Source organism: bacterium (assembly GCA_035295165.1).
GTDB lineage: Bacteria > Sysuimicrobiota > Sysuimicrobiia > Sysuimicrobiales > Segetimicrobiaceae > JAJPIA01.
In genome coordinates this window covers 1-19,286 of record DATGJN010000049.1, presented here as the reverse complement: position 1 = coordinate 19,286, position 19,286 = coordinate 1, and the positions used below count along the sequence as shown (strand labels likewise).

Sequence of the window (19,286 nt, the reverse complement as noted above, 5' to 3'; positions counted from 1 at the left end):
CCGGCACAGATGTGGAGACAACTGGGGGCGCGGCTGTGGTCGCGCCTCCCGGCGTGGGCGCGGAATGCCCTCGTCTGGCGGCTCAACGCCCATTTCGTGATCGGCGCGGTCGCCGTCGTCCGCGACGACCGGGGGCACGTGCTGATCGCACGCCACACCTACCGGCGGAAGCGGCCGTGGGGACTCCCCGGCGGCTGGATCCAGCGCGGCGAGGACCCGGCGCACACCGTGGTCCGAGAGGTCTTCGAAGAAACGGGGCTGCGCATCAGGACGGTGGGACCGCTGACCGTCCAGCGGGAAGGGCCCCACCACCTGACCGTGGTGTACGCCGCCCGCATCGAGGGAGGCACGTTCCGTCCGAGCGATGAGGTCGTCGAAGTACGCTACATCCTGCCCGGCGAATGGCCCGAAGGACTTCGCGAGGATCATCGGGCGCTGATCCTCGCGTCGATAGGACATCCGGCGTTCGACGAACGCCCGCGCGGCCCGGCGGGGCCGGACTCTTCATGAACCAGCTGATTCGACAATGTCCTACCACACTTGGGAGGCAAGGCGTCCGAAGAGAACCCGCATCGCAGGCCAGTCGGGTCGCGCTTGCACCGATCCAGATAGATGCGAAAACCCCGATGACGAGGGCATCGCAGATATGATAAGGTGATCGAGAAACCGCCCCCATCGTCTAGGTTGGCCTAGGACATCGGCCCTTCAAGCCGGTAACGCGAGTTCGAATCTCGCTGGGGGCACCACGCACTGTTCTGCATCGTTCGGCACGACACTACCGGGAAGCCCGTCATACAAGGGGTCTGACCTGTCCCCCGATAGAACAGAACTGCACGGTTCTGAATCGATCGGAGCGCTGTACAAGTGCAAATTAAGTGCAGATTCGAACCCCTCAGGAAAGACAAGCTCGTCAATCCACTCGACCTGACGCTTGGGCGCGGACTCCATCAGGTGCCCGTAAGTGTCAAGAGTGAAGCCAGCCGAGTGGTGGCCCATCTGACGGGCGATGTAGAGTGGGGTTTTTGCCGGCCGCAATCAGGAGCGACGCGAACGTATGCCGCGGATCATAAGGCCGAAGCGGACGCACTCGCGCCGCAGAGATCGTACGCTCCCACGCCGCCCTCATGGTGTCCCGGCTGAAGACTCCTCCCCCAGCCCCGGGGAACACGAGTCCGCCATGCGCACGACTCGGACGCGATTGCAGGATCCGACACCCGGTCGGAACCATATCCGCGTCTCGCACGGACCGGTCGGTCTTCGGGGCCCCAAGCACCTTCGATCGTGCCTCGTAGGACATCGTGACGTGGATCTTGTTGGCCGTGAAATCAGGCCAGTTTTGATCGGTCCATCGCATCGCCTGGATCTCGCCGGGGCGAAGTCCTGTGAACGTCGCCACGAGCCACAAGGGACGCCACGCACCAGGGACCACCAGGAGGAACCGTCGGAGTTCGGCCGGCGTCCAGAGCGGCAGAGACCGTCGCGGAATCGGGAGTTTCCGTACCTTGGCAATCGGCGACGTGGTAAGATAGCCCCAGTCCGCGGCAGACGCTAGCATCTGTTTGAGCAAGGCGACTGCGCTGTTGATCGTCGTGGGCGCAAGTTTGCCGGACCGTATACTCTCCGCCATGAACGTCTGTACAAGCGAAACGGTGATGCCAGCAAGCAGCAGGTCTCCGAACTCTGGTAGCAACTGCTGTTGGAGTAGCTCACGGTATCGCTTGGCGCTTGAGGCTCGCACACGGACCAAATGCTTCGTCTGCCACTCTTCGGCAAAGGCCGCGAAGATTATTCGTGTGCGCTTAGCAAGAATCGGGTACTTGCCCGAACGCACTTCATAGATCCGCTGGTGCAGCAGGGTCTCGGCGTACGACCGCAAGGGCAAACTCGTGTATGCGGGACTGGCAGGCAGCGGGCTTCCGGTCGATACCCGCAAAGTGATCCTCGAAGAGCTCAAGGCGACGCCCGCCGAGACCTGCCCATTCACGCCCGTTCCGACTCTCCGCGACCACTGGGGTGAGCTACGGACCGACCTGCCGCCGCATTGGGTGAAGCCGACGCTCGTCGTCGAAGTTGAGTATCGCGAGAGGCTGAAGGATGGACTGCGCCATGCGGCGCTCAAGGCTCTGCGAGGTAGGGGGTCCGCTTGATGATCTTATCTTGGTAGGGTGGCTCCTCGAACACAGGAGTGCAGGAACCCAAAACGGCGTTGTCAGATTACCATCGTGCGTGACCTCGTCGGTATTAATCAGATTCCGAGGTCAGGAGGGTGGACTGGTGCGTACGGGTTTTGTCCTTCCCCAAGTGGGCTCCAGTGCAAATCCTCATTCGATCGTACGGGTCGCACAACGTGCGGAGGCCTTAGGTTACGATAGCGTGTGGGTCACGGAGCGGTTGCTCTACCCGGTTAAACCCCAGACGCCTTATGGTGCAACCCCGGACGGTTCGCTGCCGGAGGCATACAAAATTGTCTTTGATCCCCTTGAGACGCTCACGTTTGTGGCGGCCCAAACGAAGCGCATTGCACTCGGTACCAGTGTGCTCGATATGCCATTCTACAATCCCGTGATGCTGGCACGACGCCTGACTACTCTGGACATCTTCTCGGCGGGGCGCCTACGCGTCGGGCTTGGCCAAGGGTGGTCCAAGGACGAGTATGATGCGGTGGGAATCTCCCCCAACGGACTGGGCAAGCGTGCAGACGAATTCATTCAGGTTCTCAAGGCAATCTGGACGACTGACCCTGTGGAGTTTCACGGCCACTATTTTCAAATCCCTAAGTCCATCATCCAGCCCAAACCTGTGCAGAAACCTCATCCGCCACTGTACCTCGCTGCGTTCTCTCCTAGCGCCCTCAAGCGGGCAGCAACGCTGGCAAATGGGTGGAATCCGGTAGCCGTGCCGGTGGACGGAATGAAGCAGATGATGGCGGGCCTCAAGGACATGGCAAGGGCTGCAGGGAGAGACCCCGCCTCCGTAGAGGTCGTGGTGCGCGCTAATCTCTCGATAACCCAACAGCCATTGGGGGAAAAGCGCTGGATATTCTCTGGCACACTGGAGGAAATCAAAGCTGACATCGCGGCTGTTAAAACACTTGGGGTGAATGAGATCTTCTTTGACGCCACGTTCTCACCCGGGGTACACTCCGAGAGCGACGTTCTCAGGATCTTGGAGGAGATTCGCCGTGTCGTTTGACGACCATCCCACCTCATCATCCGGGAGTTAGCTGGACCGCGGAATACGTGATCGCGTGCCGGCGCGCCACGATGTGATTCTGTGCGGGGCGATTTGGAGTACCAAGCTATCCTCGAGTCGCATCGTACGGTACTGACGGTATTTTCGACGCAACAACTGCACTGCACGCTCGTGATCCGTTGCGCCAGGTTGAATCACCTTCGCAGTCCCAAGGACGAGGATATGCCACAGGCGTCGCCAGTCCTCACGATACGCATCCACCATGAGGGCGACGCGAGCGTTGGCATCGATGTTGCGCACCCGTCGAAGTTGTCGCGGTGCCACCCGTTTGGGTTTCTTGTCGATCGGCGTGAAGATCGCGTACCCGTCGAAAACAAAACAAATGGGGACGACGTAGGGTTGTCCACGCCGGTCGGCGGTAGCTAAGTGCCCGACCCGGGCGCGACGTAGCAGCATTGGGATCCGCCGTAGCGCAGGCACCTCCATCGGTCTACTATTTGGCCGGCCCTCCAAATGGACGCCCGACTGCCAAGGTCTGCCGAAAGCCTGCCTCAAGGTCGAGGTACTCCGGATCGGGCTCCGCCCCCACCGCATCGATCACCCGACTGAAGAAGTTCCGGGCCGCAGCCGTAAGGACGATGTCGAGGATCTCGTCGTCGGCGAATCCGTGATTCCGCAGTTCATCCACGTCCTCTTTCGTCACCCGGTAGGCGTGGAGCGCAACCTTCTCCGCGAACGCGAGCATAGCGACGTCCGCAGCGGCTAACCCGGCATTCCGGTAATCGCGCACGATGGCTTCGACCTCTTCCGGCTTGAAAAACTGGTTACGGAGCACCGCCCCGTGTGCAAGTGTTCAGTAGCTGCACCGCAGACTGGCAGCGACCACGGTGGTGATCAACTCGTACCGGCGTGGATCGATGTGTGTGCGGATGGCCTTGCTAAGGGCGCGCCATGCCACCGTAACATCTGGCCGGAGGCTGAGGGCGCGAGTGTGGTTGGCCACGGCGCCTCCGCTCTTGAGATCGCTGTCGTAGAGTTGTCGTAGCACGTCAGCGGCTTCTTCCGGGGGAATCGTGCGAATAAACGCCATGCTCCTCACCTCCGTTGAATACTAACCACCGGCAGGCGTTAACGCCAACAGCTCGGGGCCGTTATTCTGGGGTCGGTTCACTCGACGACTGACTGGTCGCGTGCGACTTCACATGTCTTCTTCGGGGGCGCACCCGTGACTACCATCCCGCTTACGGCAGTGCCGCGACGATCTTCCGGTAGTCGTTTTCGGGAAACGCCCGAAGGGTCCGGGTGCGAATGTACCCTTGAGAAGCGGCCTGGAGAATTCCCGTCGCCACCGTCTCGTCGTTCGGGCCCTCCATGATGATGATCGCATCGTATTGCCCCATCGTCAGATAGAAGGCTTTGATCTCTCCCCCGCTCTTGCGGACCCGCTCCTTTGCCGCAGTGAGCCGGTCGGGGCCGTGCTTGATATCCTCAATTCCCTTCTGCGTGAAATTGACCAACATGACGTAGGTCGCCACGGAATCACCCCCTAAAGAGAAACAAAATGGTACGCCCCCGTCGCTGTCGTTCGTCCTGCCCGTCTCGGACCCCTCCGGCGGCGTAGGAGCCGGACACCTCCACTCCGCCCGCTTCCCCCTCGAGAGCGTCTCTTTGGATTAGCGCCACACTCTGGTTCTCATACTGTGCCGCCTTCCCCAAGCAGCTGAGCGCGGATCGCCACTCCCCGTAGCGAGTGAGTCCTTCGCCATGCGGATCGATTCGTCGCGTAGGTGTTGCAAGGTGGTGATCGTCGGCTGGTGGGCCTGCTCGAGTGTCACACGGTGGAAGCCTTTGCATGGCATAGTCGTGCTCGCTATCCCTCGGTGGGCTCCTCGTCATTGGGTTCTGGCAGTGGTGGGAGGTCGGGCGTGCCAGCGGACGGACCAACGCGACGGTCTCGCCCCGTGCTTGGCGGCGATTACTTTCTGGGCAGCGGCGGTGAGTCGGCTGACGTCTGCCGGCGAGAGGTGGTCGATCGGCCCGCTTACGCCTTGCTTCCGAAGCCAGGCCATCGCCCGATCCTTGGTGTCTCCCTTGCCCTGTGACGCGCCGGCAACGAACGAGAGGAAGTCCTCGATCTTGATATAGCCTCCCTCGGCACTGCGGAGAAACCCAGGGAAGTCGATTAGGATACGTTCGGCATCACGTGACACGCTGTGGACTCTCTCGAGTGAGAATATGCGGAGGGTTCCCGGCGTTCGGTGCGGGGCTCCTGCAACACGAACTCGGCTACCCCGGAGCCGCGGCCGCACATGACCCGTCACCTGGATTCAGGCGCGGGCGAAGCCGTCTAAGCCTAGGCCCTAACCGTTTCCCCGTCACAGCGCGGACAATCAACAACAGAATCACGCCGCCGATGAAGGCCACGACGATGGGAACCGATATTGAGTCCGGTCACGCCGGCATGCCCCAACTGTCTAAAGATCCATCCGCCAAGAAGGGCTCCAACGATGCCGATAACGAGGTCGCCGATGAGACCACCGGGACCCTCACCTGGCACGAGCATTCTCGCAAGCCATCCCGCTATAATGCCGACGACAATCCACGCGAGAATACTCACGCTGGCGCTTCCCTGATGGCGAATGCGAAGCAACTACCGCACGACAGATCACGGGGAACACCTTGAAGCACGAGTGCCCTGTTCTTCTGGACTACACACGAACCCTCTATCCCCGCTAGCGTGACTTGACGGATCCCTGGCGCTAGGTTGGCCCGACCTTCGGTGCGGGGTTCCTGCCGAACAACGCCGGAACCGCGCTCCGTCGGTCGTCAGGGCAGGAGTCTGACTCGACGGATTAGTACCTGACGTTACGTCAGCCGTTTCACGGACGAAAGAGGGCGCGAAGCCATTACCGACACCACATTTGATTTATGGGGGTGTGGATATGCGTTTCTTGGTTACCGGTAAGTACGTTGAGACGGGCGCGCTGCTGCCGCCCGAACACCTTGGTCCACTCGCGCAGAACGTCATACTCCCGAGCCTTCAGACACTCGCCAAGTGGGAACAGGAGGGTAAGATAAAGGGTGGTGTGTTGGCGGGTGAACGCGCAGGCGTCTTCATGGTCGAAGCAGACTCTCACGAAGCACTGGGCGATCTGCTAGCCAGTTTGCCGTTTTGGGGGATAGTCAAATGGCATGTGACCCCGCTTCAATCATGGGCTTCCGCGGTCGACCGCGACAGAGCGGCGTTCCAACGGGCCACTGCTCCGCGCTAGTAAACTTGCCGCTGGAGGTAGAGGGGCCGCGTCGCTTCGTCAGGGCGTGGCCCCTAAGTCTCCCCACTGTCCACTTCTAGCCCAATCTCCCGAAGGTATGTTGCAACCTGCCGCCTCGCGTACTCTCGTCCCCATTCGGTGCCGTAGACGACGTCACGCTGCACCGAGCAGTAGGTGTTCAGCGCGTTGAGGATCTCCGTTGCCAGGGAGGGACCGGGGGCGGCATGGACGGTGTTCACGCCCAGTTCACTCCACATATAGAGCCGAGCAATCGCGTCCCGACCCCGATAGCGCAGGATCACGTGCGCGCAGTCGCGCTCGCCGCAGTAGGGGCACATGGAATGTGCTTACTAGGTGTTCGGTGCGGGGGGCCTGCCGAACGAACATCTTGGTGCGGAGTACGTTCTTCATTGTTTGGCAGGACCGCCGCATCAAACACTCAGAAGGCCCGAAATGCTCTTTGCGACTGATAGTCTTTCAGAACGGGGGTCACTATGTTCAAGTTGCAAGGGGTATTCGACGGAAAGGATACAATATGGCGGGCGTTAAGGGCGGTTCGCAGAACCCGGGCGAGGTCGCACGACGGGAGATGCCGGACGAATCTGCAGTTATGCTGCGGGCCGACGGCATATTGCTGCGGCGTCCCCCCTTCCGGCACGGGTGGGAAGTGTTGGGTGCCGTGGGGCGCGAGAGATTCGAAGCGATCTGTGGTGAGTTGGCCAAGGTAGCGGTGAGCGAGGCCGCGGCGGATTCTAGAGTGATTGCGGCAGCATTCAGTCGCATCGCGGGAGAGGCTGTGAGGCCGCCGAATCCCGCGGCAGTGGACGACCCGCGACGCCTAGCGTTCGAAGACGCGCTCGAATCCTTCACGAAGGCCGGGCTGAACCTGCTCCGCGTCTGGAGAGAGACGGATGCCAACGGGCGGAACCACCCGCCTATCGTGGTCAACTACCCGAAAGGCGTCCCACCCCTCGAGGAACTAATCACAGAACTGTCCGTGATAACCAAACTCCCCACAGTCCGTCAGTAGGCGCAAGATCTCACGTCCACGAGAACGGCTCGGTGCGGAGGTCCTGCCGAACAGAGAGCGCCCGTCTAAGGCTGCTCGGCAACGGGTATGGACCTTACGAGGAATACGGATGGGACGCACGCGGTGACATGGCCCGGGGCCGGATATGAAACAGTCCTCACGTGAGGGCAGACAGGTTTTCGTCGAACGACGCGACACGAGCCCGCGCGGCGTCGGGCGGCGAGCCCGCTTCATGGAGTCGCTCGAGTTGCTGCGGGTCCTCGGTCTCGCGCCGGGCGCCATCGAGCACTACCGTCGCCTGGCGCGCAAAATGCGAAAGCTGCCACATGAGTTGGTGTGCACGGTCGCCGAGGAAGCCATCGAACAACCCGGCATGATCGTACGAGTTGGGCTAGATTCCGACCGGCCTTCCTAGAGCCCCGCCCCAAGAATGTCCACGCTGAATTCCCGCCTGCGCCCGTGTTCGGTGCGCGGCTCCTGCCGAACGCGGCTAGCTCAAAGCTAGGATGGGCAGTACCGAATTAAGTGTGGCGGAGCGGTTCCGGGCTGGGGAGTCAGCGTTCGTGCCGACTCTTACTCACGAATGCACCTGTGCGGCGAGGTCTCGTGGGTTTGAATCCCACATCCCTCCGCCACACCCGTTCACCCGAGCGAGACAGACTCGACCTGTCGTTTCAGCCACCTGTGCCGAATGTCGTGGCGTTGCCCGCGACACCATTGTTACCCCCGGCACTCCCACCGCTGCCGCCTGCGCCCACCGTATAGCCATATGTCGTGGCAAGAGCGGTAAGGAGTTTTCTGAAGTACCCTCCTGCGCTTCCGCGAGACCCGTTATTGGCACTGGTCCCTCCAGCGCCGCCGCCACCAGACCCCACGCCCTCAACGATCAGCCACCGGGCACCGGAGGGCGAGGTATACACACTCGATCCTGCGCCGAACATCGTAACTTGGGGAACGGCGAGTGTGGCACCGCCGATGGTCGCTCCTGCTGCGAGCGTCAAGGCTCCGCTTAATGTGGTTGCGCCGATGAGATTCCCGCCGCTGAATGTTGAAGCCGAGATGATAGCGGATGTGACATTTCCGCCAAACGTGGAAGCATTGATTGTCTTATTGGCAACCGTCTGTGTGCCGCCGGTCGTGGCGAGACTGGACGGGAAGGTGACATTGGGGCCAAAGGTGGCCGCACCGCCAATGGTATGGGCTCCTGTCGTGCCTGTAGTCAGGGTCAGCAGAGAGAATCTCTGAGGTCCCGATGTGGAAATGATACCGTTGGCGTCTACGGTCCAGACCTGTACCCAGGAAATGGGTCCGGATGTTGCGGGACTCGTCCACTTCGTTTGGTTCCCACTCGAATCTAACTCGATAGCATAGGCCGGTGAGCCCGTCGAAACACACGAGAACAACCCTGACGTGGTGGATGGGACCGCATTGACTGTCAACCAAAGATTGCCTGCGACTTCATACCACGAGACAGTTTGCCCGCTCCCCTCGGTCCCCACCAGGGAGATTCCAGGGTAGGCGGAATTGATCGAAAACGGATTGACAGCACCAGAGCCAGGAGTACCTTGTGACGCGCCAAAGGTGTAGTCTGTTTGATTTTGCCAAGGGGTCATTACGCATCTCTCTCCTTCGCTTCTATTTTGGGGGCGACGACACTGGAGCAACGCCGACGACCGGGGAATCCCCCTGTATCGGCTTGGACAGTGGTACGCGGCCGCCGTCGAAGCCGTTACTTTGAATGCTGGAGTGTGGCCGAGCGGGCGTCGTCGGCACGGGCACTCACAAGTGCAAAACAAGTGCAAAAGAGGGAAGCGGAGCTAAGTGGGCTCGCTGGTACCCTTGTCCTGCTTGGGCTTGCTCGGGTCAGTCCCCTCAGAATCCGCGAGTTCGAATCTCGCTGGGGGCACCAAACACCGGACCGCACAATCTCGCCGACATGATCGGATTGGGTGCAGGGCGGCCGCGAGGAATGGCCGGACGTTCAAGATACAGTCAGAAGCGCCCGATCCTGCTCGCGCCGCAGGCGCACGATGGACTGGGTTTCGTCGAGTGCCACATCGGGGAACCGGATCGGCTCGTTCGCCTTCACTGGTCGCTCCACCGTTGCACCGACGATCAGGCCCACGGGCACCATGCCCTCGGCGGACGACGTTTGCGCCCGCTCAATGAGGCCGTATACGGTGTATCCTCCGAGCGCATCGATCTTGTCCCCCGGCCTGAGGTCGCGCTTTGCGCATGCGACGGTCTCGCACACCGGCGGACGGTAGGTCGCGAGGGTCACCTTCCTGTCGAGGACCGCATCAGCGATTGTGATCGGGGCCTCAAGATTGGCCAGATGATACGGGCGATACAAAACCCAATGGCGGCCATGGCCTCGCAAGTGCAGGTAATCAAGGTCCCGGATGATCTTGGGCTGATCGGTGGTGATGACGACGAAGACCCCGGGTGCCGGACCGATGGCGTAGTCGACCGCGCCGGGGGCGCAGAGAATGCCGCCGGCCGACCTGGGCACGAATACTCTGGGCAGATCGTCCACCGTGCATTGGGGACCATACCCGCCCGGAACTTCTGGGGCAAAGCCGGTCGCGTTCCCGACCGCGGTCATCTCCACCATCGTCTTGGTGCCGTCCACAAAGGACGCCAGCATTTTGGGACTCATCATCTGCTCGATGGCCTGTGCGCGGACCGTCTCGGGGTTCGCGGTACGGTCCAGGGGGTTGTTCTTGCCCTTCCCGATGGCCACGATCTCAAACCCCAAGACATCCGCAAAATCGTACAGTTGTTTGATCGCTCCCGGTTCGTCGCCGCCGATCAGCGTGTAGACCACGTTCTTGTCGAGCGCAAGCTGGGCCAGCCGGTACCCGACCGTCGCGTCGGCCTCGACGTTCATATTCACGATGCTCTTGCCAGCCTCGATGGCCGCCAGGCACACCTGCGCACCCACCTCGGGAACACCCGTGCACTCGACGATGACGTCCAGCGCGGGAATCCGCACGAGCCAGTCGGCGTGCGCGGTGGCGATGCGTTTGCCTTCCTGAATCAACTCCGCGGCTCTCTCGACATCGTCGTCCATAGAGACGACGTGCGAGACTGGCACACCGCTCTCGCCGTACGCGGAGGCCGCCCGTCCAGACACGACGTCTGCCGTCGCCACGATGCGCATCCCATCCATCCGCTCCATCTGGCAGACTAAGCCCGTGCCCATTTGCCCCGCACCGACGAGCCCCACACGGATCGGGCCAAGTGTCCGCGCGCGTTCCTGCAGTCGCCGACGCAACGACATGTCAGTTGATCCTCCCTGGAAGACTCTCAGTTAGCTCGCGTGTCGCCGTCTCCTCCTTCGATACGAAAGGACATCCCGAGCGCGAGCTTGGGCAGCGGAGCAGCTTCCACGCACACATCGCCGGGCAGCTGGGCCATGGTCGCGCCCGTGAACTTGACTACCAGATGGCCGAGCATATCGAGATTCTTGTTGGCCACCTCGCCTACTGCCAGCACCCGATACCGGTGATCGTCGAAACAAAACTGATCACCGGGGGAAACGGTGCCTTCGAGACGAACGCCATCGTGCAAGATCGAGAACTCTGCCAACTCGGGCGGCGCGGTCTGGCCGAAGAACACGAGGATGCCCGCGTCGACGAATTCGGACACGAGCGGCCCGATGGCCGTGATACGCGCCTGGTACTTGATCATGGCGTCAGCAGCCACCGGTCTGTCCGGATGCACGGTGGCCGTCGCCGCCGGGCCGATCGTGCCCGCGCCCCGCCGCGCCCATCCCCGCTAGGGGATGAGCTCGATGTCTTCCGGCCGCACACCCGAGACAAAGAGCTCCTCGGTGATGAAACGCATCAGCGGTCCAGACGGCGACGTGGGATAGATATCCACCGTGAGCACCTTCTTCATCGGATAGACGCCAACGCGGGCGGTGCCACCGCAGTCGATGACCGCCACGGCGATTTGTTCGAAGGCCGCTTTGGACCTATAGCCGTCGAACGGGATCCCGCCAGTCATCTCGGCGATCCTGGCCGCCAGCGGATGAATGCCACCCCCGGTCACCGAATAGATCAAATCGCGGCCGGGTTTGGGGGCGATGACCAACGGCCCTCCCCAGCCTTTCGGACCCTTCTTGACGCGGACCTTATGATAGACCCTTTCCTCCGGCATGCGCGCCCTCCGCTCGTCGTGTAGCTTAGAATCCAAAAGCAAAGCTCGCAAAGTACGCGAGGATCACGGCGATGGGCCCCGTGATGAGCCGCGACGTCAGGACCGCCGGCACACCGACCTCTACCGTGTACGGCTCGGCCTCACCGAGCGCCAAGCCCACGGGAATGAAGTCGCACCCCACCTGCGGGTTGATGGCAAAGAGCGCCGGGAGCGCGATGGATGCCGGGAGCGCCTTGCTCGCAAACGTAGTCCCCAGCAGGGTCCCGATGATCTGCGCAATGACCGCGCCCGGGCCGAGCACCGGAGAGAGCACGGGAAAGCCAACGATCAACGACATCACAATCAAGCCGATGGGGTTGCTGGCCAACGGCCGCAGGACATGCGCCAGCCAGCTGCCCACCCCGGTCGCGGTGATGATGCCGATGACGAACGAAATGAACGCCATGAACGGCAGGATGTTCTTGACGACTTGATCCACCGAGTCGCGGCCGGCCTGATACAATGTGCCGACCACTTTCCCCGTGCCGCGTCCGAGCCTCTCGAGGAAGTTGGTGAACGCTTTCATGGGGCCTCTCCTTCACCAGCGACTGCCACGGTTTCCGGCGTCTGCGCCGGCGCCTTCCAGAGCGCTGCGGTGATGCGCTCGGTGACGATGCCACGGATGAAGATGACCACGACCCCCATGATCAGATAGGCGACCGCGAGCCGGGCCGTCGTGGCGGCCCCGTAGCCAGTCGTCACCCCCAGCGCGATGCCGGCCCAGACGAAGAGCTCACCGGGATTGACGTGTGGGAAGAGGCCCAGCGGGGGATGCACGAACGACACTGCTGAGTCGTAGAAGGCCGGCTTCAACCGCTCCGGCAGGAAGCGTCCCATCGTATACGCCATCGGGTTGGTGAGGAAGAATACTGCGACGATGGGCAGCGCGACGTACCGCAGGGGAGTGTACGCCCAGCCGGGGCGTGACGCGAACACGGCAAAACGGTCGACGCGTTCCTGACCGATGAGCGCAATGACCGCGTTGAACGCCGTCATCAGCACGATGACCAGTGGGATAATACCGGTGACCAAACCCGTGAAATACTTGGCGCCAGCTTGAAACAAGCCGATGAACCATACCGCCGACGCGACGACAGCATCCATGTCCCACCTCGGGTGTTGCATCGTGGGTCCGAACCGATCCTGTTCCTCAGGATCGAGTTCGTAGTGTTGTTCGAACCCTCACCCCCTCTCGGGTGCGCCACGCATCAACTCGCCGTAGCCGATTTGCCCCCCATGGTCCCGTTTGCTTGCGTCGTACCCTCGCGGATCGTGCGGTTTTCGATGTACGTCGACGCACTACGCAGCGCGCCCAACAACTTCGGTGACACCGGCAGCTTGAGATCGTCGTCCCTCAGATTGCCCAGCGGCTGGCCGACGATCCCCGGAATGGGTTTCAAGCTCGCGAACACTGTCCAACCGGAGAGTTGCTCAGCGTGGACGATCCGCTGATGCTCGTCGACCACGAGCACCGCGTACTGCTTCCGCCGCCACGTCGAGCCCGCCACGCCAATGGACAGCAGTCCGTCACCTCGCAACTCGGCCGTGCGCTTGTAGAACCGCCGCATCTGCCGGAAGGTCAGCAGGTACTGAAGTGTCCACACGATGGCTAGGGCGATGACGATGACCGCCGCCGTGGAACTCATTGTTGGACCTCGCCTCCGAGGGTTCTTGGTAGCGCATGGCGTTCCGGATCGCCGCAAGTAGCATCGCGGGCGATCCGCGGAACGCGCGCCTGCCCACTCCCTTCTGATCTTGTGGCCGTCTCGGGGGCGCCGGAATCAGCTTCAGGATGCCTTACAGGCATCCCAGTACCTGATGAAATGTGGCAGGGTTGCAGAGGGCGTACGATCAAAGGTGCTCGCGGCTCAATCAGCACCTGCGGCACGCGTGCGCACGCGCGATTCGAACCGTTCACGCCGACCGTCCAAGAGGCAACGTAGGCGTATCCACCAACCTGCCGGCGGCGCAACCACAATGACCGATGTGCGCGCAACTCCTTGGCCGGTTGGAAGACAGTAACTTCCGCTCGCATCTGATCTCCCCGGAGATGCTGGCGCCACTGACATCCTACGCGAGTACCCTGAGATTTCCTGCTGCCGTGCTCGCCGTACGCCGACGCTGGCTTGCCCATGCGGCGAGACATCCGCTTATGCCGGAATGTCCCTCGCGTGAAGTTTGAGCACGTCTGCGTTCATCGGGCCCAGATTCGCGCGAACGTCGGTCCAGGGGTGAGTCACTGACTATCCGGCGGGGGACGCATTCGGTTCAAGGAAACTTGCACTGAACCTGCATGTGGCCGTCACCATCGCACGGCACAACCACACTTAGCGACTATTCGCCATTCACATCTCACTGATCATGTCGGCGGCGTGATCCCCGATCGCGTGCCTGCGTCTAAGCCGGCCCGCATGAGGGCAGGATGGCTGTGTACGGACAGAGTTCCTTACTTGAACCACGGGGGGGACAGCGTGATCGGTGGCGTGAACACACGCGGGCCGCGTGCATGACGCCTCCGATACGCCGCGGCCCGCGAGTAGCGGCGCGCGGTCTCGACGTCGACCAGCGGCGGACGCACCCATGCAGAACAAACCGGACAAGGCCCTCGCGTTTCTCGCGCGGCTGACGACCGAGTTCACCGTCGTGCTCAACCTGGCCGATCTGTTGCACCAGGTGGTGGACGCCCTGCGGGACGCGGCCGGGCTTGACTCGTGTGCGATCGGCCTGTGCGAGACACGCGACGGCGAGGAGGTCGTCGTGGTTCGAGCGGGCTCCGGACTCCGGCACATCGTACGCGGATACGTCCTACCCAGGGGCCAAGGGTTGGTGTGGAGGGTCATCGATTCGGCCACCCCCGAGATCGTGCCCGACCTCCACGCAGACGGTCGCGTGACCCGAAGAGACCCGGGTGTGCGCTCAGGCATCTTCGCGCCGATGATCAGCCAGGGCCACTGCGTCGGCGTCTTGAGCGCGTATCGCGCGTCCACCGACGCGTTCACAGATGCCGATCTGGACCTGCTCACGGTGGTGGCTAGCTATCTGGCGGGCGCGATCGAGGTGGCGCGCCTGCACGAACAGTTGCGGGAGGCCGCAACCACGGACTCGCTGACCGGGCTACCGAACCGCAGAACGCTACTTGAACGCCTGACCGGCGAGATCGGACGCTGCCGCCGCACCACCAGGCCGTGCAGCATCGCCCTGCTTGATCTCGATGGGTTCAAGACTATCAACGATACGTTCGGGCACAACGCGGGGGATACGGCGCTGGCCTCCTTTGGTCGCGCCTTGCACGAGTCCATTCGACTGTCCGACCTGGCCGCTCGGTACGGCGGCGACGAGTTCGTCCTGTTAATGCCCGAGACGTCCGCGGAGCAGGCGGAGGCCCTGGTCACCCGGCTGCGCGCGGCGGAGATCCTGCCCGCGCATCATCACCTGGCGTTGTGCTGGGGCACCGCGACGTGGCCGGTGGACGGAGATACCGCAGACCAGCTCTTGCAGGCGGCCGACACCCGCCTGTACGCGATGAAGCGGCGGTCGCTGTCGCCCAAGACACCCACCGCGTAGTCGCCGGGGCCCCGCCGGCGGGCGCGCACGCGACGCGGTAACGTAGCCGGTGGACCAAGGGTCGTCGGCAGCGCGGACGGCCGGGTGTTCATCGAGATCTTCGTGCTGCCAGCGGTGTCACCAACACCCTGGGTCTGCCTCCCTGATCGGCCCTCGCCAATCCCCAACGCCGCCGCCGCGAGAATGGAGTTCGCGATCGGCTGGACACGACCGCGCGGCGCCGAGCTCAGCGCCCGACCCAGCGCGGCGGCCGACGCTCGCGGAACGACGCGATCCCCTCCCGGCAGTCGGCAGTCTCGTACAGCTGCCGCTGCAGCCGGCCCTCGAGTTCGAACCCCTCCTCCGGCCCGCGCGCCAAGCCTTCTCGGATCGCCTGTTTCGCGGCGCGCACGGCCAGCGGCGCATTGGCCGCGATCACCCGCGCGACCTCTGTCACGGCCGACAAGAGTCGATCCGCCGGAACGACCGCGTCGACCAACCCGATCCGATAGGCTTCCTGCGCCGTAATGCGCCCGCCGGTCAGAATGATCGCCATTGCGCGCGAGGGTCCCACGAGGCGCGGCAATCGCTGGGTCGCGCCGGCCGCCGGAATGATGCCGCGGGTCACCTCGGGACACCCGAGCACGGTTGCCTCGGTGGCCCACCGCAGGTCGCATCCCAACGCCAGTTCGCAGCCGCCGCCGAGCGCCAACCCGTTGATAGCCGCGATCGTCGGCACCGAGAGCCGCTCGAGCGCGTGCGGAAGTTGCACGATACTGCGGTTGTGGGCCCAGAGCGCCTCGAGCGTCGCGCCCTCCCGCTCCTTGAGGTCGGCGCCAGCGCAGAACGCACGGCCCGCCCCCGTGAGGATCAATGCCCGAGCACCCGGATCCTGCGCGACGCGTGCGATCGCGTCCGCGGTCTCGCGACACAGGACCGTGCTCAGCGCGTTCAGCACGTCCGGCCGGTGCAGCGTCAGTGTGAAGATGCCATCCTGGCCGTCGAGCGTCACGATCGCCTCGGTCATGGGCCGTCCCCCCTTCATCCGCTCCACGCGGTGCGCCGGCGCTCCGCCAGCGCGCGCAGCGACTCTGACACGACGCTCACCAAGCGGTCCACGTCCTCGTCGGAGACGACGAGGGGCGGGGCGACGATCACGGGATTGTCGACGAAGCACAGCACGCCGCGCCCTCGCAGATCCGCGTCCAGGCGGCGCAACAACCGCGCCGTCAGACGCGCCGGCGCGCGCGTCGCTGGATCGTCGACCAACTCCACCGCGGCCATGAGCCCGATGCCGCGTACCTCGCCCACGAGAGGACACCCCGAGAGGGCATCGCGGAGGCCGTCGAGCAAGCGGCGCCCCAGGCGCCCGGCGCGCTCCGCCAAGGCCTCGTCCTCGACGATGCGCAGGCACGCGAGCGCCGCCGCACACGCGGCCGGGTGGCCGCTGTAGGTGAACCCGTGAGGCACGAGCCGAGTCGCGAGACGCTCGGCGACGCGTCGGCGCATCATCACCGCCGCGAGCGACTGATATCCCCCGGTCATGGCCTTCCCCACGATCAGCAAATCCGGAACCAGCCCCCAATGGTCGCACGCGAACCAGCGGCCGGTCCGCCCGAACCCCGTCACCACCTCATCGGCCACGAGCAGCACGCCGTACCGATCGCAGAGCGCGCGCACGCTCGGCCAGTACGCGTCCGGGGGAACGATGACGCCGCCCGGTCCCGGGACCGGCTCCGCGAAGATCGCGGCGACGCGGTCGGGGCCGGCCTCAATGATCGCGTCCTCCAGCGCTCCCGCGCACGCGAGCGTGCAGGCCGACGCGTCCGCGCAGTAGGGACAGCGGTACCGATACGGCGTCGGCGCAAACCGGATGCCGCGGACGCCGGGACCGATGCCCCGCAGCAACCCGCGATCGGGGTCGCTGAGCGAGATACCGGCGTACGTGCTGCCGTGCGCCGAGTACTCGCGGCTGATCACAATGCGCCGCCGACGGTCTCCGCCCGCATAGTGAAACAACCTGGCGAGTTTGAGCGCTGTGTCCACCGCTTCGGAGCCGGTCGGCACGAGCGCCACGCTCTCGAGATCGCCGGGCGCGAGCGCGCCGAGACGGACGGCGAGCTCCGCCGCCACCGGCGACGCCACGTCGGTGAGCGGCGCAAACGAGAGCGTGCGGAGTTGAGCGTCCACCGCGGCGATGACATCGTCGCGGCCGTACCCCACCAGCACCGCCCACAGGCCGGAGCGCGCATCAAGGTAGTCGCGCCCCCGCGAATCCCACACGTGGCTGCCCTGGCCTCGCACGAGAAGCAGCGGGCCACCGGCGCGGGCCAGCGCCGCCTGGGTCTGCCCCTGATGCCACAAAGACGGCGCACGCAGGACGGGCGGACGTGAACGCGTCATGGCGCCAGATTTCTCTGCCGGAGCGGGGCGATCCCGTCTCGGTCTCGACGGTCGCGTGGGGCAGGAAGCCCCACGACCCCGCCGAAGCAACCTGCGCGCGTATCGGGGCCGGCCGCCCCGGCCATCCACGCCCGTGCGCGCGCCTCGGCCGGACGGCGTTACGGGCACGCGCGAGAAGCGAACTCGGCGGGAACCAGGCACGCGCCCCCGGACGGGACGGCGGCCCGCCAGGGAGCATGTGCGCATGGGAGTGGAGCAGGAGATCGAGATCGCCTGCGACGTCCTCGTTGTGGGCGCCGGCCTTGGCGGGTGCGCAGCGGCCCTGCGCGCGGTCCGGCTCGGGCGGCGGGTGTGCCTCATCGAAGAGACGGGGTGGCCGGGCGGTCAGATCAGCACGCAGGGCGTCTCGTCGCTCGACGAACACCGTTACATCGAAACGTTCGGCGGGACCGGCTCGTACTATGCGCTGCGTGAGGCGATCCGCAGTTACTACCGCTCGCAGTACGCGCTCACCTCCGCGGCTGCGGCCGCTCCGCAACTCAACCCCGGCAACGCGTGGGTCAGCCGGCTGTCGTTCGAACCCCGCGCCGGCGCCGCGGTGCTCGAGGCGATGATGGCCGGCCCGCACGAGACCGGCGAGCTCCAGGTCTTCTACCACACGCGCGCGGTCGCCGCGGAAGTCTACGACGGACAGGTCGCGTCCGTCCTCACGCGGCACCGCGAGAACGGAACATTCATCCGGTTCCGGGCGGCGTTCGTCCTCGACGCCACGGATCTGGGCGACGTGCTCGTCTACACGGCGACGGCGTATGCGCTCGGGCAGGAATCGCGGGCGGAGACCGGAGAGCCATCGGCGCCCGACGTACCGAACCCGGCCTGCCTCCAGAACTTCACCTTCCCGATCGCCGTGGAGTACTGTCCTGGGGAAGACCACACGATCCCCAAACCCGAGGGGTACGAGCAGAATCGCGACGCCCAGCCCTACACGTTCGTCTATCGTCCGTGGCTGACCGGCACGCCCCCGTACAAGATGTTCGCAACGGCCCAGGGGACCGGGGGTCCGTTCTGGACGTACCGGCGCGCGCTGGACGCGCGCAACTTCAACGACCCGCGGGTTCCCCGCGACGTCAGCATCCTGAACTGGACGGGGAACGACTTTCGCGGAGGCACCGTCGTCGACCGGGCGGCCGACGAACAAGCGACGCGGTACCGGCAGGCGCGGTTGTTGAGCCTGGGTTTCCTGTACTGGCTCCAGACCGAAGCGCCCCGGGACGAAGGCGGCACCGGGTACCCCGAGCTTCGTCTCCGGCCGGACGTGATGGGCAGCGCAGACGGCCTGTCGCAGGTCCCGTACGTGCGCGAGGGACGGCGCCTGCGGGCGCGTTCTACGATCGTCGAACGGGACATCGCGGCGCACGCACACCCCGAATCGCGCGCTGCACGCTTCGACGACGCGGTGGGAATCGCGTTCTATCCGATCGACCTCCACGGGTGCGGCGATCGGACGACCGACATCGACACCAAACCGTTCCAGATCCCGCTCGGCGCGCTGGTGCCAGCCCGAACGTCGAACCTCCTCCCGGCCGCCAAGAACATCGGCACGACCCACATCACGAACGGCGCGTACCGGCTCCATCCCGCGG

General features: G+C 64.1%; 22 protein-coding genes and 1 tRNA gene. 7 read left to right on the top strand and 16 right to left on the bottom strand.

All coding sequences use genetic code 11. The annotated features are described in order from the left end of the window. The first annotated feature begins 9 nt into the window (after positions 1–9). Together VKZ50_07325 and VKZ50_07320 are read left to right on the top strand one after the other, a co-directional pair. A complete protein-coding gene (locus VKZ50_07325) occupies positions 10–510 on the top strand; it encodes an NUDIX hydrolase (GenBank protein HLJ59525.1) in 501 nt (166 codons plus the stop codon). A 158-nt stretch (positions 511–668) separates the two neighbouring features. Beyond that, positions 669–746 (top strand) — tRNA-Glu (locus tag VKZ50_07320). 218 nt (positions 747–964) lie between these two features. On the opposite strand, the gene VKZ50_07315 is transcribed toward VKZ50_07320, so the two are convergent. Further along, complete coding sequence (locus VKZ50_07315; protein ID HLJ59524.1) at positions 965–1,876, bottom strand: hypothetical protein; 912 nt, start codon at positions 1,874–1,876, stop codon at positions 965–967. Between the two features lie 10 nt (positions 1,877–1,886). Between VKZ50_07315 and VKZ50_07310 the strand changes: the two genes are divergently transcribed. Together VKZ50_07310 and VKZ50_07305 are read left to right on the top strand one after the other, a co-directional pair. Further along, positions 1,887–2,147 (top strand): hypothetical protein, encoded by a 261-nt coding sequence (locus tag VKZ50_07310; GenBank protein HLJ59523.1) that lies wholly within the window; start codon positions 1,887–1,889, stop codon positions 2,145–2,147. Between the two features lie 127 nt (positions 2,148–2,274). Then, positions 2,275–3,192, top strand: coding sequence for an LLM class F420-dependent oxidoreductase (locus VKZ50_07305; GenBank protein HLJ59522.1), 918 nt, complete (start codon positions 2,275–2,277; stop codon positions 3,190–3,192). A 27-nt stretch (positions 3,193–3,219) separates the two neighbouring features. Here the strand turns inward: VKZ50_07305 and VKZ50_07300 are convergent, their stop codons facing one another. The 6 genes from VKZ50_07300 to VKZ50_07275 form a co-directional block, all read right to left on the bottom strand. After that, positions 3,220–3,648 (bottom strand): TIGR03668 family PPOX class F420-dependent oxidoreductase, encoded by a 429-nt coding sequence (locus tag VKZ50_07300; protein ID HLJ59521.1) that lies wholly within the window; start codon positions 3,646–3,648, stop codon positions 3,220–3,222. A gap of 37 nt (positions 3,649–3,685) precedes the next feature. After that, positions 3,686–4,027, bottom strand: coding sequence for a hypothetical protein (locus VKZ50_07295; protein ID HLJ59520.1), 342 nt, complete (start codon positions 4,025–4,027; stop codon positions 3,686–3,688). Positions 4,028–4,045: 18 nt separating this feature from the next. Continuing rightward, on the bottom strand, positions 4,046–4,282 hold the full coding sequence (locus VKZ50_07290; protein HLJ59519.1) for a hypothetical protein: 237 nt from the start codon (positions 4,280–4,282) through the stop codon (positions 4,046–4,048). Between the two features lie 151 nt (positions 4,283–4,433). After that, on the bottom strand, positions 4,434–4,727 hold the full coding sequence (locus tag VKZ50_07285; GenBank protein HLJ59518.1) for a GYD domain-containing protein: 294 nt from the start codon (positions 4,725–4,727) through the stop codon (positions 4,434–4,436). An 818-nt stretch (positions 4,728–5,545) separates the two neighbouring features. Continuing rightward, positions 5,546–5,755, bottom strand: a complete 210-nt coding sequence (locus VKZ50_07280) for a GlsB/YeaQ/YmgE family stress response membrane protein (GenBank protein ID HLJ59517.1) — start codon at positions 5,753–5,755, stop codon at positions 5,546–5,548. Positions 5,756–6,517: 762 nt separating this feature from the next. After that, positions 6,518–6,802, bottom strand: coding sequence for a hypothetical protein (locus VKZ50_07275; protein HLJ59516.1), 285 nt, complete (start codon positions 6,800–6,802; stop codon positions 6,518–6,520). A 197-nt stretch (positions 6,803–6,999) separates the two neighbouring features. Between VKZ50_07275 and VKZ50_07270 the strand changes: the two genes are divergently transcribed. Next, complete coding sequence (locus VKZ50_07270; GenBank protein HLJ59515.1) at positions 7,000–7,494, top strand: hypothetical protein; 495 nt, start codon at positions 7,000–7,002, stop codon at positions 7,492–7,494. 157 nt (positions 7,495–7,651) lie between these two features. Here the strand turns inward: VKZ50_07270 and VKZ50_07265 are convergent, their stop codons facing one another. The 7 genes from VKZ50_07265 to VKZ50_07235 all read right to left on the bottom strand — a co-directional run bounded on the left by VKZ50_07265 (position 7,652) and on the right by VKZ50_07235 (position 13,343). Continuing rightward, positions 7,652–7,861 (bottom strand): hypothetical protein, encoded by a 210-nt coding sequence (locus tag VKZ50_07265; protein ID HLJ59514.1) that lies wholly within the window; start codon positions 7,859–7,861, stop codon positions 7,652–7,654. Between the two features lie 1,614 nt (positions 7,862–9,475). Next, positions 9,476–10,777, bottom strand: a complete 1,302-nt coding sequence (locus tag VKZ50_07260; GenBank protein ID HLJ59513.1) for an SAF domain-containing protein — start codon at positions 10,775–10,777, stop codon at positions 9,476–9,478. 26 nt (positions 10,778–10,803) lie between these two features. Then, a complete protein-coding gene (locus VKZ50_07255) occupies positions 10,804–11,187 on the bottom strand; it encodes a PTS glucitol/sorbitol transporter subunit IIA (protein ID HLJ59512.1) in 384 nt (127 codons plus the stop codon). 87 nt (positions 11,188–11,274) lie between these two features. Then, entirely contained in the window at positions 11,275–11,658 is a 384-nt protein-coding gene (locus VKZ50_07250; GenBank protein HLJ59511.1) for a PTS sorbitol transporter, read from the bottom strand. Between the two features lie 25 nt (positions 11,659–11,683). Then, a complete protein-coding gene (locus VKZ50_07245; GenBank protein ID HLJ59510.1) occupies positions 11,684–12,223 on the bottom strand; it encodes a PTS sorbitol transporter subunit IIB in 540 nt (179 codons plus the stop codon). After that, positions 12,220–12,801, bottom strand: coding sequence for a PTS glucitol/sorbitol transporter subunit IIC (locus VKZ50_07240; GenBank protein HLJ59509.1), 582 nt, complete (start codon positions 12,799–12,801; stop codon positions 12,220–12,222). The genes VKZ50_07245 and VKZ50_07240 overlap by 4 nt, the downstream gene beginning before the upstream one ends. Before the next feature lie 104 nt (positions 12,802–12,905). Beyond that, complete coding sequence (locus VKZ50_07235; GenBank protein ID HLJ59508.1) at positions 12,906–13,343, bottom strand: transcriptional regulator GutM; 438 nt, start codon at positions 13,341–13,343, stop codon at positions 12,906–12,908. A gap of 934 nt (positions 13,344–14,277) precedes the next feature. On the opposite strand from VKZ50_07235, the gene VKZ50_07230 reads away from it, so the two are divergent. Then, the gene (locus VKZ50_07230; GenBank protein HLJ59507.1) at positions 14,278–15,261 is read left to right on the top strand and encodes a sensor domain-containing diguanylate cyclase; all 984 of its coding nucleotides are present in this window, start codon (positions 14,278–14,280) and stop codon (positions 15,259–15,261) included. Positions 15,262–15,487: 226 nt separating this feature from the next. On the opposite strand, the gene VKZ50_07225 is transcribed toward VKZ50_07230, so the two are convergent. Together VKZ50_07225 and VKZ50_07220 are read right to left on the bottom strand one after the other, a co-directional pair. Continuing rightward, a complete protein-coding gene (locus VKZ50_07225; GenBank protein ID HLJ59506.1) occupies positions 15,488–16,267 on the bottom strand; it encodes an enoyl-CoA hydratase-related protein in 780 nt (259 codons plus the stop codon). Positions 16,268–16,281: 14 nt separating this feature from the next. Continuing rightward, the gene (locus VKZ50_07220; protein ID HLJ59505.1) at positions 16,282–17,643 is read right to left on the bottom strand and encodes an aminotransferase class III-fold pyridoxal phosphate-dependent enzyme; all 1,362 of its coding nucleotides are present in this window, start codon (positions 17,641–17,643) and stop codon (positions 16,282–16,284) included. A 244-nt stretch (positions 17,644–17,887) separates the two neighbouring features. Here VKZ50_07220 and VKZ50_07215 point away from each other — a divergent pair. Continuing rightward, positions 17,888–19,286: FAD-dependent oxidoreductase (locus VKZ50_07215; protein ID HLJ59504.1), on the top strand; the 1,399-nt coding region annotated here is incomplete at its 3' end.

What these genes read in the sequence shown, in the direction of transcription:
- VKZ50_07325 (HLJ59525.1), top strand. Translation starts at nt 10, where the DNA reads ATGTGGAGACAACTGGGGGCGCGGCTGTGGTCGCGCCTCCCGGCGTGG.
- VKZ50_07300 (HLJ59521.1), bottom strand. Translation starts at nt 3,648, where the DNA reads ATGCTGCTACGTCGCGCCCGGGTCGGGCACTTAGCTACCGCCGACCGG.
- VKZ50_07290 (HLJ59519.1), bottom strand. Translation starts at nt 4,282, where the DNA reads ATGGCGTTTATTCGCACGATTCCCCCGGAAGAAGCCGCTGACGTGCTA.
- VKZ50_07280 (HLJ59517.1), bottom strand. Translation starts at nt 5,755, where the DNA reads ATGCTCGTGCCAGGTGAGGGTCCCGGTGGTCTCATCGGCGACCTCGTT.
- VKZ50_07275 (HLJ59516.1), bottom strand. Translation starts at nt 6,802, where the DNA reads ATGTGCCCCTACTGCGGCGAGCGCGACTGCGCGCACGTGATCCTGCGC.
- VKZ50_07270 (HLJ59515.1), top strand. Translation starts at nt 7,000, where the DNA reads ATGGCGGGCGTTAAGGGCGGTTCGCAGAACCCGGGCGAGGTCGCACGA.
- VKZ50_07260 (HLJ59513.1), bottom strand. Translation starts at nt 10,777, where the DNA reads ATGTCGTTGCGTCGGCGACTGCAGGAACGCGCGCGGACACTTGGCCCG.
- VKZ50_07255 (HLJ59512.1), bottom strand. Translation starts at nt 11,187, where the DNA reads ATGATCAAGTACCAGGCGCGTATCACGGCCATCGGGCCGCTCGTGTCC.
- VKZ50_07250 (HLJ59511.1), bottom strand. Translation starts at nt 11,658, where the DNA reads ATGCCGGAGGAAAGGGTCTATCATAAGGTCCGCGTCAAGAAGGGTCCG.
- VKZ50_07245 (HLJ59510.1), bottom strand. Translation starts at nt 12,223, where the DNA reads ATGAAAGCGTTCACCAACTTCCTCGAGAGGCTCGGACGCGGCACGGGG.
- VKZ50_07240 (HLJ59509.1), bottom strand. Translation starts at nt 12,801, where the DNA reads ATGGATGCTGTCGTCGCGTCGGCGGTATGGTTCATCGGCTTGTTTCAA.
- VKZ50_07235 (HLJ59508.1), bottom strand. Translation starts at nt 13,343, where the DNA reads ATGAGTTCCACGGCGGCGGTCATCGTCATCGCCCTAGCCATCGTGTGG.
- VKZ50_07230 (HLJ59507.1), top strand. Translation starts at nt 14,278, where the DNA reads ATGCAGAACAAACCGGACAAGGCCCTCGCGTTTCTCGCGCGGCTGACG.
- VKZ50_07225 (HLJ59506.1), bottom strand. Translation starts at nt 16,267, where the DNA reads ATGACCGAGGCGATCGTGACGCTCGACGGCCAGGATGGCATCTTCACA.
- VKZ50_07220 (HLJ59505.1), bottom strand. Translation starts at nt 17,643, where the DNA reads ATGACGCGTTCACGTCCGCCCGTCCTGCGTGCGCCGTCTTTGTGGCAT.